We start from the raw sequence: 15,020 nt of genomic DNA, 5'->3' as shown, positions 1-15,020 counted from the left end.
ATGATCTTCTCCATGGCGGCGTAGCTGGGCATGGCGGCCACCTGGGTGATCTCCGCGGCCAGGTGGGGGACGCCGAAGTGGTTTTCGTCGGCGTCCGTGCCGGATACCTCAGTGCGGAAGCCGTGATTTTCCCAGGCCAGGCGCTGGACCTCCTCGTCCAGCAGGGCGTCGATGCCCGCCTCCCCCGCCTCGTCCAGCGCGATGTAGATATGGGAGGACCAGACGGTGGGAGTGGGGTAAATCAGCACGATGTCATCCTTCAACTGCTCCCAGTCCTCCGGATTCTCCACGGCGAACTCCAGCAGCTGATTTTCATAGCCAGCAATCATGGGCTTGGCCCCCATGCCGGTCTTGAGAAACTGGTCGAAGAGGTCGGAGGAGGACGCCTCCATATAGCCAAGTTTCTCGAAGATGGCTTTCAGCCGGGGCAGCACAGCCTCCACGCTGTCCTCATCTGCCATCCCGCCGCACAGCACATTGGCCAGCAGCCCCGCGAACATATTCCCGGAGTTGGAGCGCACGGGGTCGGTAGTGTTGACAGCCACGGTGCCGTAGAGCTCCGGGAGCCCCAGGTCCGCCCAGGCGGTGCCCGCCTCGATCTCCGCCACCAGGCCGGCCATATCCATATAGTACACCCCATCCCGCTCCGTCACCAGCCCCTCTTTCTGGAACGCCTCCAGGATGGGCCGGTGGGTATAGAGGACGATGGGGGTGTTGAACACGATCTGGCTCTTGCCCGGCGCGCCGTAGAGCTGCTGGTAATACTCCAGGGCGGTCTGGCTGGAGGGAAAGAGGAAATTCCGGCCCTCGTGATCCGCCGTGACCATGTCCAGGGAGCCCGCCTTGGCATAGTCCAGGGTGAGCCCGTAGTCCCGCTCCAGGACATCCTGTACCGCCTCGTCCTCCAGCAGGCCGATCTTCTCTCCCCCCACATAGCCCCGCAGAACGGTTGGCTCCGGCCGGGGGCCGCCGCCCAGCAGCAGATAGACCGCCGCCGCCCCGATGACAACCAGCAGGATGATCAGACCGATCCATTTTGATTTGCTTTCCATTGGAATCCCTCCGTGTTCAGCAGGCTCTCCATGACCTTCATGTCCGCCTCCGCGTCAAACCGCTCCGAGGCCATCAACTGGCTGAGCTGTTCCTCGAACCCAGTCTTCAGCTTGGGCAGAATGGCCCGCACCTTCCGCTGGAACTCCCGCACCTCGGAAGTCCCCAGCCCGGCATCCTGGAACTTCACATACTGCCCCAGGATCCGGCCCACCGTGTCCAGATAGTAGGTTAGGAAGCGGTTGGCCGACGGGATCTTCTCCGGATGCTCCCGAAGATAGCAGTAGAGGCGATCCCCCGTCTCCGTGAGGGCCAGGGCGTCCTCATGGGTCCGGACGTCCGTAATGCGGCCGGCGGCCGACCGGATGGCCTTCAGATCCCGCTCCGCCTCCTCCATCAGGGCCTGCATCTCGCCGCCGTCTGGCCGCTGGGCGAAATAGAGGGTGATGGGGTCCGCCCTGGGGGTCAGCAGAAACCAAAGGCCCAGATAAATTCCCACCCCCAGCGCGGCGCTGAACAGGAAATTCCAGCGCAGGCCCAGGGCCAGAACCAAAAAGACTGCAATTCCCACGCCCAGCGACAGTACCAGTTGCCGTAGCTGTCCTTTCTTCATCTCAGTTGTACCCCTTCACGCTGCGGAAGGCCCCGATCAGGTCCTCCCGCCCGTCGAAGACCCGGGCGTGGGTCAGTTCCGCCAGCTCCTCCAGCTGGGTGGGATTGGCGGAGCCGAACATGATGGAGAACACCGGCACATCCGCCCCGAAGGCCTCGTAGCCATCTCGGAAGTCGGAAAAACTCCCGTCAGACACCCCGTCCGTCAGCAGGATGATGGCAGGGGTGTACTGGCTCAGGTCGTAGTTTTTCAGCTGCCGCAGGCCCTCCATGGCGGCATAATAGATGTCGGTGCCGCCCACGGCCTCCTCCGCCTCCACCTGAGTATAGAGGGCTTCCAGCTCCTCTCCGTTCCCAACGGCGGTGTAGACGTCCCGGGGGTAGCCCTCAAAGGGGATGAGGATATTGACCTCGTGTTCCGAAGCCTGGAGCAGATTTTGCTCTGCGTTCTCCTGAATCAGGATCTGGCTCATGGCCTCCACCATCTGTTCCCGGCCCGTTCCCTCCATACTTCCGGAGTAGTCCAGACAGTAGACCGTGAGGGAGGGCTTGCGGAACTCTGTCTGGTATAGGCTCAGGCACTCCATCAGCACATCGGTGGAGGGCATCCGAATAGGAGAGAGCACCCGGTCGGGCTGGATACCCCAGTCGGCGCGGAACACATCCCGGTTTTCTGCCGACACCCCCTCGTAGCCGGTGCGGCGACCGGTGCGCTGGATCTCGTTTTGAACCTCGTCGGAAAGCAGGTATTCCTGCAGATCCAGAAAAGCCTGCTCCTTCTCAGTATCCCCGTTGTCCACATAGCCCAGGGGGGAGTCCGCGATAGAGAGGCCGTCATAGGGGTAGACGGCATACAGGGGCTCCTCGCCCCGCGCCTCCAACTCCTGGTTGGCGCTGATGATCAGACACTCATAGTTCACCATGGCGTCATAGCCGCCGGTGAGAAATAGGTCCTTCAGCCAGTCGGAGCTGCCGGAGGACCGGTCTACGCCGGAGAGCAGCTGGGTGATCTGTTCCGAGAGGCCGGGGGTCTGGAGGCTCTCCGACGTGATCACATCTGGATTGCCCAGCAGGGCATAGAGAAAGCCGATGTAGGCGCTGCACCCGGAGTTGGACTGGGTGGCGGAGGTCATGCAGAAGTTCAGCTTCCCAGACTGGATGGCGGAGAGCAGGTCGCTGACCGACACCTCCCGGCCCACAAAGCCCAGCTCCTCCGCCAGGCTCTGTCGGATGCTGAAGACCACCGGGGTGATGGAGATGGACTGGGCGTGCTTTACTCGGTACTGGGTGTCTCCGGCGGTGAGCCATAGGCTGCTGGCCGGCCACACCGCGTCGTAGTCGATGCGCTCTCCCTGGAGGGTGCGCATGATGTCCAGGGAGCCCTGGTACTCCATCTCGATGTTCACGCCCCGCTCCCGGGCGAAGTCATCCAGGATGCCCTCCAGCTCCTGGTTCTCCGAGCCGGAGAGAATGCGCAGCGTCACGTCACCGCCATAGTCGAAGGCGTGATCTCCGCTGGCGGAATCGCCGGTGGAGACTGCACTGTCAGACGGCGTCGGACCGCAGGCTGTCAGAATCAATGCCAATGCCAGGATACATACAGATAAAACCGCGCGTTTCATAGCAGCAGATCCTTCCTTTTCAGATGTGGTGCGCAGGCAGCGCAAGCCCATGCGCGGAATATATAAAATAATCCTAATCTACCATATCACAGCCGGCTTGCGCCCACTACCGCGGCGCAGTAAAATGCGTGTAAAATTTGTGCATCATCCTGGAAAATGAACGCATCCCCCATGTGCGGGCATGGGGGATGCGTTCATCCGTCTGGAAAATAGTCCTTTTTCATCCGGTGCAGCGACTGGAGACGCTGCGTACCTTCGTCTCCCAACCGTTCCGCCACAGCGACTGCCAGAGCATCCAGCAGGGCGGCGGGAGCTGCCATAGAGTGATACTCCTTCTCTGTCCCCCGGTAGGCAAAGAGGCTGATGTCCGCCCGCTCCTCCGCGGGCAGGCAGGTGCGCCCTACAAAGGCCAGCGTCCGGTAACCGGCGGCCCGACTGTGCTCCAGGAGGACGCGGCCCTCCCGGGAGAGTTTGGAGAAGCTGAACAGAACCACCAGGTCTTTTGCGCCGACCTGGGAAAGCCCTTCCAGCAGTTCAGAGCCGCCGGAGGGAAGGAGAGATACCTGTAAGCCCAGCCGCCGCAGGCGGAAATGGAGCAGCTGTGCCATGGAAGCGGAGGCGTTTTTTCCGTGAAGAAACACCCGCCGGGCAGAACAGAGAGCCTCCACCGCCCGGTCAAATTCCCCGGTGGAGAGCTGTTGTATGGTCTTCTCCAAGTATGCCCGCTGCCGCTCCAGCCAGGCTTGGGGGGAGAAATGATCCCCCTGACTGAGCGTGGCCGTCAGCTTTACCGCCGGGCCGGGAGACTGCTCCAGCACCAGAGATTTCAGCGCCTTGAAGTCCCGGCAACCCACATGGCGGGCGAAGCGGGAGACCGTGGCGTCGGAGAGCTCCAGCCGCTCCGCCAGCTGCCCAATGGACGAAAACAGGAAGGTATCTGTGTTGGTGTTGATATAATCCAGGATCTTCTGCTCCGCCCGGGTCAGTTCCCCAGCGGCGGCGGGAAGGCGCAGGTCCATGACGAAACCCTCATTCTTTCAAAATTGTTTGCAGCGCGCCGTGGAGCCGCCCATTGGAGGCCAGCAGAGGCCCACCCTCCGCCAGAGAGAGGGGGGCGCCGCCAGGAGCGGTAACCTGTCCCCCGGCCTCCGCCACGATGAGCATTCCAGCGGCGTAGTCCCAGGGCTGGAGAGACAGCTCCACATAGCCCTCCAGCCGTCCGCAGGCCACATCGCACAGTTCCAGGCTGGCACAGCCCGTCCGCCGGATGTCCTGGCACCGGTCATACAGCGCCCGCATCTGGCGAAACGCCATGTCCGCCAGATCCCGCCGGCCGGGAACGGTGCCCGTGGACAGGAGGCTGTCCTCCAGCCGGGAGACATCGCTGACGTGGATCGGGACTCCGTTTCGGAGCGCTCCGCCGCCCCGGCGGGCGGTGAAGCACTCCTCCGTATAAGGATTGTATACCACACCAAAGACAGCTTGTCCACCCTCCGCCAGAGCCAAGGAGATGGCGCTGTGCCGGAAGCTGTGGATCAGGTTGGTGGTGCCGTCCACCGGATCCAGGATCCAGCAGGGGCGGCTCCAGTCCAGCCCCGTATTGTCCTGCTCCTCTCCCATAAACTGGACATCCGGGGCCAGGGCGGCCAGACGCTTCCGCAGAAACGCCTGTACCGCCAGGTCTACATTGGTCACATAGTCCGTTTCGCCCTTGGAGCGGATGCTCTGAACGGCGGCGGGATCGGTCAGCAGTTCCCCCGCCTCCAATACCGTCTGGACGGCCCCCTCCGCCAGGGAATCCGTCAGGGCGGTCATGCGGTGGCCTCCCGGGTCAGAATGGCCACGTAGTCGCCTCCCAGGGCATGGATCTCCTTCAAGGACCGCTTCAGCAGACAGGCGGTGCGCACCTGGAAGGTGGCGGTGTCGGAGAGATCAATGGCGTAGCGGCCGGCTGTCATCTCCCCATAGAGGGCGGGGACGGTGTCCACCTCCCGTTCAAAGACCGTGGTGACGCAGCCGTACTGCACCGCCTGATGGGTGTCGCTGCCGGACACCACAGGGATGCCCAGCTTTTTCCCCAGGTCATGGGTGAGCCGCTCCGTCCTCTCCCGGTCAAGAGCCAGGTCCTTTCCGTTCAAATCCAGAAATTTCAGGCGGCGGAGCTGCTCCTCCGGCAGTTCGGGCACATGGCCGCCGGCGCGGAAGGGGTGGCCGCAGCCCACCAGCACCGGGTATTGCCCGAACAGCTCCATGAGCCGGGAGAAGGGCAGAAAGTCCCCCTTCTCCTTGTGAGGCTCCAGCCGGCGGTTCAGCTCCAAAATGGCCTCCAGGGGCCCGATGGACAGGATATGACCGCCCTCCGCCACATCCGTCTCCATGCCGGGGAAGACGCGCAGGCCGTTCTCCAGCTCCAGGGTGTCCCCGATCCTTCGGCTCACCGAGGCGATGTAGCCGTACACATCGGCAAACTGGAGGGTGTTGAAGTGCTCCGTCAAGCACAGGGCGTCCAGTCCGGCCCGTCTGGCCTCGCCGAAGAGCCAGTCGGTGTAGGCGGTGGAAAATGGGAGCTTTTTGGCCAGCTTCCCGTGGGTGTGAAAATCCAGGCGCAAGAGAAATGACCTTCTTTCTTACAGCAGTGTGGAGATCAGGACGGCCACCGCCACCACCAGGAAGGAGATGGCCAGGAACAGTCCATCGTTATAAGTGACCTTCAGGGCGGCCAGCTTGATCTTTTTCACGGACTTGTTCACCGCCGCGTACCGGTAGCCCCGCAGCTCCAGGGCCTCCACCGTGGTGCGGGAGCGCTTGGCGGTGTTGAGCATCAGGGGGTAGAAGGACTGCATGATGATCTTCACCTGATAAATCAGATACCTCACCTTGCCGCCGAAGGTCTCGTGAGCCGGGGGATTGCCCCGAAGGCGGTAGGAGAGCAGCACATTCTGGAACTCCTCCATCAGCATGGGCAGCATCCGGTAGGCATAGGAGATGGAGAAGCTCAGCCGCTCCGGGCAGCCGTACCACATGAGGCCGTTGGACAGCTTGTCCGGGTCCAGCCCGGAGAATACCGTCACCGAGGCCAGGGAGATGGTCGCAACCTTCAACGTGAGGATGAGCAGCGGGGCAATGGCGGAGGCGTCGCCTCCAAAGAGCAGCGTCACCAGGAACAGATACCCCGTCTGGGAGAACACCCCCAGGGCAAAGAGGAACAGCACCAGCCCCGCCACCCGGGCCAGGATGGTGGTGCCCATCACCAGCAGGAAGCACCCCAGCAGGAAGGGAATGTCGCTCACGAACCAGGGCACCAGGCCGAAGAACAGATACCAGGCCAGCAGGATTCGGGGGTCCAGGCCGGCGATCACGGTGTCATCGTTGCCATAGGCGTTCTTCAGCACCTGATTGCGCAGGAAGTCCATGGAGAGCTTATCCAGAATGCTCTCCGAGAGTTTGGCAGTCAATTTTTCCACAGCGGTCACACCTCCTGAAAGGATGACAGGAACTCGTCAATGGTATAGCACATGGCCCGTCTGTCTAAGGCCTGCGCCATGGAGAAGATCTCCGGCGGGCGGATGCCCACCTGCTCCACGATGCCGCTCCGGGCAAAGATCGCGTCCCGGGCACCGTCGGCCACCACACGCCCGCCCCGCAGCACGATGATCCGCTCCGCCCACTGGCACACCAGCTGCATGTCATGGGTTGCGATGACGGCGGTCTGAATGATGTCCTTCATGTCGTCCAGAACGGCCATGATCTCCCGCCGGGTGGCGATGTCCAGGTTGGCGGTGGGTTCATCCAGCAGCAGAATGCCGGGATTCAAAGCGATCCCGATGGCCAGGCTGGCCCGGCGCATCTGCCCGCCGGACATGAGGCGACCGTCCCGGTCTGCCAGCTCTGTCAGCCGGAACCGCTCCAGCAGCTCCCCGGTGCGTTTCTCCCACTCCGGGACGTTCCGCACCTCCATGGCATAGGCGATGTCGGCGCGGATGGAGTCCTTGATGAACATCTCCTCCGGGTTTTGATACACCAGGGAGATCTGCCGGGACAGATCCTCGGCCTTTTTGTCCCCAATGGCCTCCTCAAAGAGGGAAACTGTGCCGGAATTGGGCTTCAGCAGACCCACCATCAGCTTCATGAGGGTGGACTTGCCCGCCCCGTTGGAGCCGATGAGGGCCACCTTTTCCCCCTTCCGTATGTTCAGGTTCAGGCCGTCGAACACGGTGTGGGGCTCCCCCTTTACCGAGCGGTAGGCCAAAGATACGTCCTGGAAGGAGACTGCGCTCTCTCCGTCTGGGACAGCTGGCGCCGGACGTTCCCGGGAGATATAATGCAGTCCGGCGAAGGCGGTTTTTCCTCCCTCCACGGTGGTGGGCAGGAGGATGTCCGCCGGGAGACGGCCTGCCCTCCGCAGCCGGTGGGCCGCCTGGGTCACCTGGGGCGGGAAGATGTTGCATTCCTCCAGCTCCTCCACCCGCTGGAGGGCATTCTCCGTGGGCAGTATCCAGCGCACCTGGCCGTCCCTCATGAGCATCACGTGCTTGCAGAAGTCGGCGATGTACTCGGTATGGTGTTCAATGACGAGGATGGTCTTGCCGTGGTTCTCATTCAAGTCCCGGAGGACCTCATAGATCCGGTCGGCGTGCATGGGGTCCAACTGGGCGATGGGCTCGTCCAGGATCAGAATGTCCGGCTGGAGGGACACCGCGCCGGCCAGGGCCAGCAGGTGGGTCTGGCCGCCGGAGAGCTGCCAGACATATTCCTCCTCCCTGCCCTCCAGACCGCACTGCCGCAAAGCAGTCCTGCCCCGCTCCAGGTAGTCGGGGAAGGCGTAGTTCAGGCAGGAGTAAGAGGCGTCGTCCAGCACGGTGGGCCGGACGATCTGGTTTTCAAAGTCCTGATACACATAGCCCACCTTTTGGGCCAGGGCGCCCACGTCGTACTCCAGCGTGTTCAGGCCGCACACCCGGGCGCTCCCTTCCATGGTCCCCGTGATAAAGTGGGGGATCAGGCCGTTGAGGACCTTACACAAAGTGGACTTCCCGCAGCCGTTGTTGCCAACGACCGCCAGGAAGTCCCCTTTCTCGATCTGAAGGGAGATCTCTTTCAGGGTGGGCTGAGGGGCGCCTGGGTAGGTATAGGTCAGGCCGTCGATCTCAACCGCGTTCATGTCAGTTCACCGCGGCCTTTTTCCCGGCGTTCTTTTTGATGACCAGCAGGGCGATGATGGCCACCGCGGCGGCCGCTACCATGCCCACAGCCAGGGCGGTGCCGCTCTCGGCCCACTCGGCCTCCCAGTCGATGAGGGACATGCCGGCGGTGGCGGCCAGCTCGGCTACGATGGCGCACACAAAGCCGACGGCGCACACGATCAGAGCCTTGGGGCTGATACCGCTGACGGCGCTCTCCGGGGTATGGGGGGCCATACCCAGCAGGGGCTCGATCTTGCCGTACAGCTTGGGCACCAGGTACAGGGTGGGCAGCAGGCAGAACAGGATCCCGGAGAACAGCAGGTCATTGAGGAAGGCAAAGCCCTCGGTGGCGAACACGCTCTCAGGAAGGCCGGCCACGGCCTCGAAGTCCTCCACCGCCAGCTGGACCTTCAGAATGTCCACCACGGTGCCCATCAACAGCTGGGCTGCGGTCCCGGTGATGGCGGCCACGCCCACCATGGCGCGGTTCTTGGGATCCTTCACCAGCCGGCCGGCAATGTACACGCCGATGGTGACGGTGAGGAATTTCTCCAGCTCGCCCAGGCCGCCGAACTGGCCCAGCATGATCTCGCTGAACACCAGCTCGCCGGTGGCGGCGCCCAAAGCGGCGGACAGGGGGTCGAACAGCATGGCCAGGGTCAGGGGGATGAACAGGAAGTACTCCACGGAGAACTCCACGACCCCCACCTGGAACTCGGGGATCAGTTCGGTGAACAGGGTGGCCAGCCCGTACAGGGACATGGACAGGACAAAGATCATCAGCTTTTGCGACTGTGTGGCAGTCTGCTTCTGTGCGATACTCATAGCATATTTTCCTCCCTATGATGGTGTCGGTTTCTCGCTCACACAGGCACAGTGTACCACCGGGATGTAAATTCTTCTTCCAAAGTCCTGTAAAATGTAAATAAATTTTCTTGTCTGCCGTGCTATGTAAGTTCTGCCCTCATTTACATCCGTACCGCCGCGTCCAGGGCCAGGGGGGAGCGCTGGCACTCGTCGGGGAGCATGGTCAGCTGGACGCACAGGGGGCTACCCCTCATGCGGGCGCTGGCATAGGTCAATCCGTTGCTCCGGGTGTCCAGCAGGGGGTGGTCGATCTGGGCCGGGTCCCCCAGCAGCACCACCTTGGTGCCCTTTCCCACCCGGGTGATGATGCCCTTGACCTGCCGGGGGGTGAGGTTCTGGGCCTCGTCGATGATGAGCCAGGTATCGGTGATGGAGCGGCCCCGCATGAAGTTCATGGCCTCGGCAGCGATGACGCCGGTGTCAAAGAGGTAGTCAATGCGCCCCCGCAGCTCCTCCTCGCTGCGCCGCTCCTTTTTCTTCCCCTCCAGGTCCAGCAGGATCTCCAGGTTGTCCACGATAGGCCGCATGAGGGGGAGATCTTCTCCTGCTCACTGCCCGGGAGAAAACCGATGTCCGCGTCAAACTGGGCATTGGGGCGGCACACCAGAATCTTCCGATAGGGCCGTTCCTCCGCCTCCAGCACCTGCTCCAGCCCTGCAGCCAGGGCGTAAAAGGTCTTGGCGGTGCCCGCCGGCCCTTGGATGATGGCCAGGGGCGCCTCCTCCGCCGGCAGCAGCAGGGCCTCCTGCATAAATTGCTGGCCTACGCTCCGGGGCTTGACGCCGAATGGGCGGACGCCGCCAAAGCGCAGGGCGGTCACCCGTCCCCCCCCCGGAGGCGGCCCAGCATGGTCTTTTTCGGCTCGGTATCCGAGCGCAGAAGGACGAACTGATTCTCGGTCAAGGAAACCGGCTTCCGCTCCCCCGCACCGTCCACGGTATAGAGCTCCTCCGCTGGCGCCCCTTTTTTCTTAAAGGTCGTAAGCAGACCGTCTGGGATATAGACCTCCGTCCGCCCGGTGTAGGGCTGGGCGCCGTCCGGTAGCCGGTCAGTGGTGAAGTCCTCCGCTGGCACCCCCATCATCTGGGCCCGGATGCGGGCGACCATGTCCCGGCTCACCAGCGTCACCGGCGTCCCCTCGTCCATGAGGCCCCGGCACACCTTCAGCACCCTTCCCGCCCGGCTGCCGGGCTCTATCCCCTGGGGGAGGGCCGCGTCCACATGGTTGACCTCCAGGCGCACGGTGCCTCCACTGGGCAGGATCACGCTTTTTACCAAGTCGCCCCGGAGCCGCAGGTCCTCCAGGAAGCGGAGGGCCTGCCGGGCGTTGTTTCCCGCCTCGCCGTCGGCCCCCTTCAGAGTGTCCAGCTCCTCCAGTACCGCCAGAGGCAGCACGATGTGGTTGTCCTCGAAGGACTCCAGGGCGTAGGGGGCCTGGAGGAGGACATTGGCGTCCAGCACATAGGTCTTCTGCATACGTTGTGCCTGCCTTTCTGTTTTTTATACATGGAAGCGGCATCCATGAAAACAGCGCCGGTTCGCCCCACAAGGGCGCAAACCGGCGCTGATCATGCTCTGTTGACTTTGATCGGACTTTTTGCAACTGTGCTCCATACTGCCGCTCCCAACCGATGCCTGCCGCATCCGTATCCAGTATAGCAAACGTCGCTCACGGTGCGCGACGGTGTTTCCATGAAGAGACCGCTAAATCTATGTGAAGCGCGCCGCCTGCGGGCCAGGTATCGTTCCGGCCCGCAGGCGGTTACAAAGAATTTACATGCCGCTACTTTCGGATTTTACAATGCTGGGATTACACTAATCTAAATTGGGAGGATACCCGGCTCCCTGTCCAAAACAAAATCGCAGGAGGAAACAGCATGAGAAAAGCAAGAAGGCCGGCGGCCATTGCCCTGGCCCTCGCTCTGGCGCTCCAGCTGGGCGCCGCAGTGCCGGCGGCAGCGGCGGACATCACCGCCACCGCCGGATATGAAAACGGTAATTCTTCCCTGAACCTGACCCAGATCGCCCGGTACACCTCCGGCCAGTTCAACGTGGACGGCGGCGTCATGGAAATCGTGGCCTACAACCGGGCCAACGGCTTTGCCTACGCCATCAACGGCCAGAGCGGCCTGCTGGCGGCCATTTCTCTGGAAAATCTCGCCGCCGGGAGCTCCGTCGCCCGGCTCAGCGGCACAGACATTGACGTGAAGGCCCTGGTGGAGGCGGCGGACAGCTCCTTCCGCTATGGGGACATGACCTCCGTGGCCATCTCTCCGGACAGCACCACCCTGGCCGCCGCCCTTCAGGCGGAGGGGTACAACGACGCCGGCCGGGTGGCCCTGTTCACCTGTAATGCCGACGGCACCCTCACCCTGAAAGGGCTGGTGGAGACCGGCGTGCAGCCAGACATGGTGACCTTTGCCGACAACGACACCGTCCTTACCGCCGACGAGGGAGAGCCCCGGGAGGGGTACGGCGACGGGATCGCCGACCCCAGAGGCTCGGTCACCGTGGTGGACGTGTCTGCTCTCACCAGTGAGGTGGTGGGCTTTGACGCCTTTGACGGCCGGCGGGACGAGCTAGCGGCCTCCGGCGTGGTGTTGAAGAAGGGCGTGAACCCCTCCACCGACCTGGAGCCAGAGTACATCGCCGTCTCTGGCGGCAAGGCCTATATCACCCTGCAGGAGAACAACGCCATCGCGGTGCTGGATCTGACCTCCCGTACCTTTGACGGGATCTACTCCGCGGGCTTTGAGGACTACGGCGTCACCCCCGTCGACATCGACAAGAAGGACGACGCCTACGCTCCCAAGACCTACGGCGGCCTCATGGGCATCCGGATGCCCGATGCCATCGCCGCCTTCCAGGCGGAGGGCAAAACCTATCTGGTCACCGCCAACGAGGGGGACGCCCGGGAGTGGGGGGACGAGGATCTGGGCACCTTTTACCTCAATGAGGACGAGCGGGACTTCGGTGACGAGGGCGTGACCTCCCCCACTGGGGCCATCACAGCGGAGAACTCCGGCCTCACCGGCAAGGTGGTTTTTTTCAAGAGCGGGGATTTTGACGGTCTGGATACCGGTAAGGACTACCTCTTCGGCGGCCGCACCTTCACCCTCTATGAGGCTGGTGCGGACGGCCTGACCGAGGTGTTTACCAGCGGGGACGACTTCGAGGCCCTCACCGCCCAGTACCTGCCCGACTACTACAACTGCTCCAACGACAACGCCGTGGTGGACGACCGCTCCGGCAAGAAAGGGCCGGAGGCGGAGAGCGTCACCGTGGGCACGGTGGACGGCCGTACCTATGCCTTTGTGGCCCTGGAGCGCACCGGCGGCGTCATGGTCTATGACGTGACCGAGCCCGCCTCCGCTCAGTATGTCAACTACATCAACACCCGGGACTTTGCCTCCGTGGTGGAGGGCTCCGAGGAATACGAGGACGGGGAGCTGGACAAGTGGGTCACCGGCGGCGACGTGGCCCCCGAGGGCCTGCTGTTCCTGGACGCCTCCGTCAGCCCCACCGGCGAGGCCCTGCTGCTGGCCGCCTGCGAGGTGTCCGGCACCGTGGCCGTCTATCAGGTGGGCGGCGCGGCCCTGTCCGTCCTGCCCTTCACCGATGTGGATGCCCGGGACGTCCAGGCGGTGCGCTATGTCTGTGTCAGCGGCCTGATGGCCGGCATCAGCGCGGATCGTTTTGATCCCAATGGAACGCTGACCCGGGGCGAGGCGGTCGCGACCCTGTGGGCGCTGGAGGGCCGCCCGGTGGTAAACTACCTGATGACCTTCTCCGACGTGGATCCGGCGGCCTCCTATGGTGAGGCTGTCCGCTGGGCCGCCTCTCAGGGGATCGCCGGCGGCTACGGCGGCGGCCTGTTCGGCCCGGACGATCCCATCACCCGGGAGCAGCTGGCGGTCATGCTCTATCGCTACGCCAGGCATGAGGGCTATGACACCGCCCAGGGCGGCATGGCTATTCGTGAGTTTGGAGACTTCGCCCAGATCTCCGGTTACGCCCTGGAGGCCATGACCTGGGTGGTGGAGGCCGGGGTGCTCACCGGGCTCGACGGCGCCCTGGCCCCCGGCCAGGCGGCCACTCGGGTGCAGACTGCCCAGGCTCTGCTGGCCCTGTCCCAAATCGCCGAATAACCAGGCGCATGGAGGGGCGAAGGCCATGAAGAGCTTGGATAAGGAACGCCGGAAGCTGGAGAAGGCCGGATTTACCGGCCAGACGCTGGAGCGGGCCATGGAACTGCTGGAGCGGACGAATGCGTCCATTCTGGCCGAGCTCCTGGTCAAGATGGTGACCAGGCAGGAAAAAACGCCGTCCATGGCGCTGCACGAGGCGGAGATCAAAATGCGGGAACTGGAGACCAAACTGGGGCTCTCACCCAAGGAACCGTCCTAAAAAAGAACAAAATGAAGTAACGGGGAGTAGGCATATGTGCCTTCTCCCCGTTGCTTTTCTGTGCCAGCCAGTCCTGCCAGCCGGCATTCCAATCGAAGAACCGTGGGGCAATTGTAAATTCATACTTCATGCCGTCCAGCAGCGGTTCCCTCTCTTAGATTGCTTGCGGCGGCTCCACACCCAAAAGGGCAAAGACGACCAGAGCCAAAATCCAGGGCAGGAAGATGACCGGCAGAAGAAGCAGTCCCTTGTGGTTCTGATAGTGGTATTCATCACAGGAAAAGAGTTTACAGGGATCGTTGATGTAGTAGAGATACAGATACAGGGGCGGCGCGGACGGGTGCTTGAAATAGGCAGTGTACCTACGCTCCTCGCCTTGGAGCGCATAACGGTAGGTAGCGTGCCAGTTGTAGTGGCCCACATCCCCGGATGGCCATTTCTTCACGATCGACGCTTTGATGATGTGGTTTCGGCTCCTGGCGATGTCCCGTTTGCGCTCCCAGCTCATACCGTGGGAGAGTCTCCCATACAGCGGGACCGCGACAAAATACCCTCCGATCAGGACGGCAAATACCAGCGCCCATTTGAGCCAGTTGACGGGATCGTCTGTAAACATATGGATCAGTGCCTCTCGGATGCTCATATAGGACACTCCCTTACCTGTTTTCCCTTGGACGGTATAGTATTCCGGGGTCTCCGCAGGACAGATGCCTGTTTCCGGTACCTGCAGCCAAATCCGCATGTTGCAGCAGGCTGTGGGCATCAATCCCGCAGGTCAGCGTTCCAGTCGAAGATCCGCCCTGTCTGCGGATCGATTTCAAACTCATATTCCATGCCATCCAGGAACAGCTCTCCCTCGTAGCGGCCCCGGCCGTCGCCGGACTCCTCCCAGATGTTTACGTCCGCCGCGCTGGCGCCGGGGATCTTGCCGGCCACGATGGAAGCGGCCTCTTCCGCCGTGACGGGGGAGCCGCCCAGGGCGTCCAGCCACTCCTCGTCCACCTCGTAGTCCGCCCCCACGATGCGTCCGTCGGCCATGGCCACCTCAAAGTCGTAGTCGCCGTAGTCCGTCTCGAACTCGATGTCGTAGAGGGGGACGCCGTTGTCGCTGTCGGTCTCGGTTTTGACGTTGTATGCGTCCCCCTCCGGCACCCCGGCGTTGGCCAGAGCGATGGCCAGGGCCTCCTCCCGGCTGATTTCCCCGGCGGCGACTTCCCCCTCCGGGGCGGGGGACACAGGCGGCGTCTGCCCCTGGCCGGCGGGCGTTTCCGGAACGGAG

General features: G+C 62.9%; 14 protein-coding genes and 1 pseudogene. 2 read left to right on the top strand and 13 right to left on the bottom strand.

Annotated features, from left to right (window positions below; translation table 11 throughout):
* The 11 genes and pseudogenes from ACT67G_RS10375 to ACT67G_RS10325 form a co-directional block, all read right to left on the bottom strand.
* Positions 1-1,052 (bottom strand): hypothetical protein (locus tag ACT67G_RS10375; protein ID WP_443664193.1); only part of this gene is annotated, 1,052 nt, incomplete at its 3' end.
* Entirely contained in the window at positions 1,022-1,663 is a 642-nt protein-coding gene (locus ACT67G_RS10370) for a 5-bromo-4-chloroindolyl phosphate hydrolysis family protein (RefSeq protein ID WP_443664192.1), read from the bottom strand. The genes ACT67G_RS10375 and ACT67G_RS10370, both read right to left, overlap by 31 nt.
* A 1-nt stretch (position 1,664) precedes the next feature.
* Positions 1,665-3,284 (bottom strand): substrate-binding domain-containing protein, encoded by a 1,620-nt coding sequence (locus ACT67G_RS10365; RefSeq protein WP_443664191.1) that lies wholly within the window; start codon positions 3,282-3,284, stop codon positions 1,665-1,667.
* 194 nt (positions 3,285-3,478) lie between these two features.
* Positions 3,479-4,303 (bottom strand): MurR/RpiR family transcriptional regulator, encoded by an 825-nt coding sequence (locus ACT67G_RS10360; RefSeq protein WP_443664190.1) that lies wholly within the window; start codon positions 4,301-4,303, stop codon positions 3,479-3,481.
* Positions 4,304-4,313: 10 nt separating this feature from the next.
* Positions 4,314-5,099 carry an inositol monophosphatase family protein gene (locus tag ACT67G_RS10355; RefSeq protein WP_443664189.1) on the bottom strand — a complete coding sequence of 262 codons (786 nt, stop codon included), beginning with the start codon at positions 5,097-5,099 and terminating at the stop codon, positions 4,314-4,316.
* Positions 5,096-5,893, bottom strand: coding sequence for a PHP-associated domain-containing protein (locus ACT67G_RS10350; RefSeq protein ID WP_443664188.1), 798 nt, complete (start codon positions 5,891-5,893; stop codon positions 5,096-5,098). Before ACT67G_RS10350 ends, ACT67G_RS10355 begins: the two co-directional genes overlap by 4 nt.
* 18 nt (positions 5,894-5,911) lie before the next feature.
* Positions 5,912-6,748, bottom strand: a complete 837-nt coding sequence (locus tag ACT67G_RS10345) for an energy-coupling factor transporter transmembrane component T family protein (RefSeq protein ID WP_443664187.1) — start codon at positions 6,746-6,748, stop codon at positions 5,912-5,914.
* 5 nt (positions 6,749-6,753) lie between these two features.
* Positions 6,754-8,445, bottom strand: coding sequence for an ABC transporter ATP-binding protein (locus ACT67G_RS10340; protein ID WP_443664186.1), 1,692 nt, complete (start codon positions 8,443-8,445; stop codon positions 6,754-6,756).
* 1 nt (position 8,446) lies between these two features.
* On the bottom strand, positions 8,447-9,292 hold the full coding sequence (locus ACT67G_RS10335) for a cell division protein FtsQ (RefSeq protein ID WP_443664185.1): 846 nt from the start codon (positions 9,290-9,292) through the stop codon (positions 8,447-8,449).
* Between the two features lie 143 nt (positions 9,293-9,435).
* Positions 9,436-10,085 (bottom strand): annotated as a pseudogene (locus tag ACT67G_RS10330) (PhoH family protein).
* A 65-nt stretch (positions 10,086-10,150) separates the two neighbouring features.
* Positions 10,151-10,810: a PIN domain-containing protein gene (locus ACT67G_RS10325; RefSeq protein ID WP_443664184.1), complete on the bottom strand. Its 660-nt coding sequence runs from the start codon at positions 10,808-10,810 to the stop codon at positions 10,151-10,153.
* 401 nt (positions 10,811-11,211) lie between these two features.
* Between ACT67G_RS10325 and ACT67G_RS10320 the strand changes: the two genes are divergently transcribed.
* Entirely contained in the window at positions 11,212-13,482 is a 2,271-nt protein-coding gene (locus ACT67G_RS10320) for a choice-of-anchor I family protein (RefSeq protein ID WP_443664183.1), read from the top strand.
* A 25-nt stretch (positions 13,483-13,507) separates the two neighbouring features.
* Positions 13,508-13,741, top strand: coding sequence for a hypothetical protein (locus tag ACT67G_RS10315; protein WP_204804381.1), 234 nt, complete (start codon positions 13,508-13,510; stop codon positions 13,739-13,741).
* 154 nt (positions 13,742-13,895) lie between these two features.
* On the opposite strand, the gene ACT67G_RS10310 is transcribed toward ACT67G_RS10315, so the two are convergent.
* On the bottom strand, positions 13,896-14,384 hold the full coding sequence (locus ACT67G_RS10310) for a hypothetical protein (RefSeq protein ID WP_443664182.1): 489 nt from the start codon (positions 14,382-14,384) through the stop codon (positions 13,896-13,898).
* Between the two features lie 119 nt (positions 14,385-14,503).
* The coding region (locus ACT67G_RS10305) for a PepSY domain-containing protein (RefSeq protein WP_443664181.1) at positions 14,504-15,020 on the bottom strand (517 nt) is incomplete at its 5' end.

Origin of the sequence: Dysosmobacter sp., from assembly GCF_052306735.1 — a bacterium.
Lineage (GTDB): Bacteria > Bacillota > Clostridia > Oscillospirales > Oscillospiraceae > Oscillibacter.
This window is presented reverse-complemented; position numbering and strand designations above follow the sequence as displayed.

Coding starts and splice junctions, on each gene's coding strand:
- ACT67G_RS10365 (WP_443664191.1), bottom strand. CDS start 3,284: ATGAAACGCGCGGTTTTATCTGTATGTATCCTGGCATTGGCATTGATT.
- ACT67G_RS10370 (WP_443664192.1), bottom strand. CDS start 1,663: ATGAAGAAAGGACAGCTACGGCAACTGGTACTGTCGCTGGGCGTGGGA.
- ACT67G_RS10325 (WP_443664184.1), bottom strand. CDS start 10,810: ATGCAGAAGACCTATGTGCTGGACGCCAATGTCCTCCTCCAGGCCCCC.
- ACT67G_RS10315 (WP_204804381.1), top strand. CDS start 13,508: ATGAAGAGCTTGGATAAGGAACGCCGGAAGCTGGAGAAGGCCGGATTT.
- ACT67G_RS10310 (WP_443664182.1), bottom strand. CDS start 14,384: ATGAGCATCCGAGAGGCACTGATCCATATGTTTACAGACGATCCCGTC.
- ACT67G_RS10360 (WP_443664190.1), bottom strand. CDS start 4,303: ATGGACCTGCGCCTTCCCGCCGCCGCTGGGGAACTGACCCGGGCGGAG.
- ACT67G_RS10335 (WP_443664185.1), bottom strand. CDS start 9,292: ATGAGTATCGCACAGAAGCAGACTGCCACACAGTCGCAAAAGCTGATG.
- ACT67G_RS10340 (WP_443664186.1), bottom strand. CDS start 8,445: ATGAACGCGGTTGAGATCGACGGCCTGACCTATACCTACCCAGGCGCC.
- ACT67G_RS10320 (WP_443664183.1), top strand. CDS start 11,212: ATGAGAAAAGCAAGAAGGCCGGCGGCCATTGCCCTGGCCCTCGCTCTG.
- ACT67G_RS10355 (WP_443664189.1), bottom strand. CDS start 5,099: ATGACCGCCCTGACGGATTCCCTGGCGGAGGGGGCCGTCCAGACGGTA.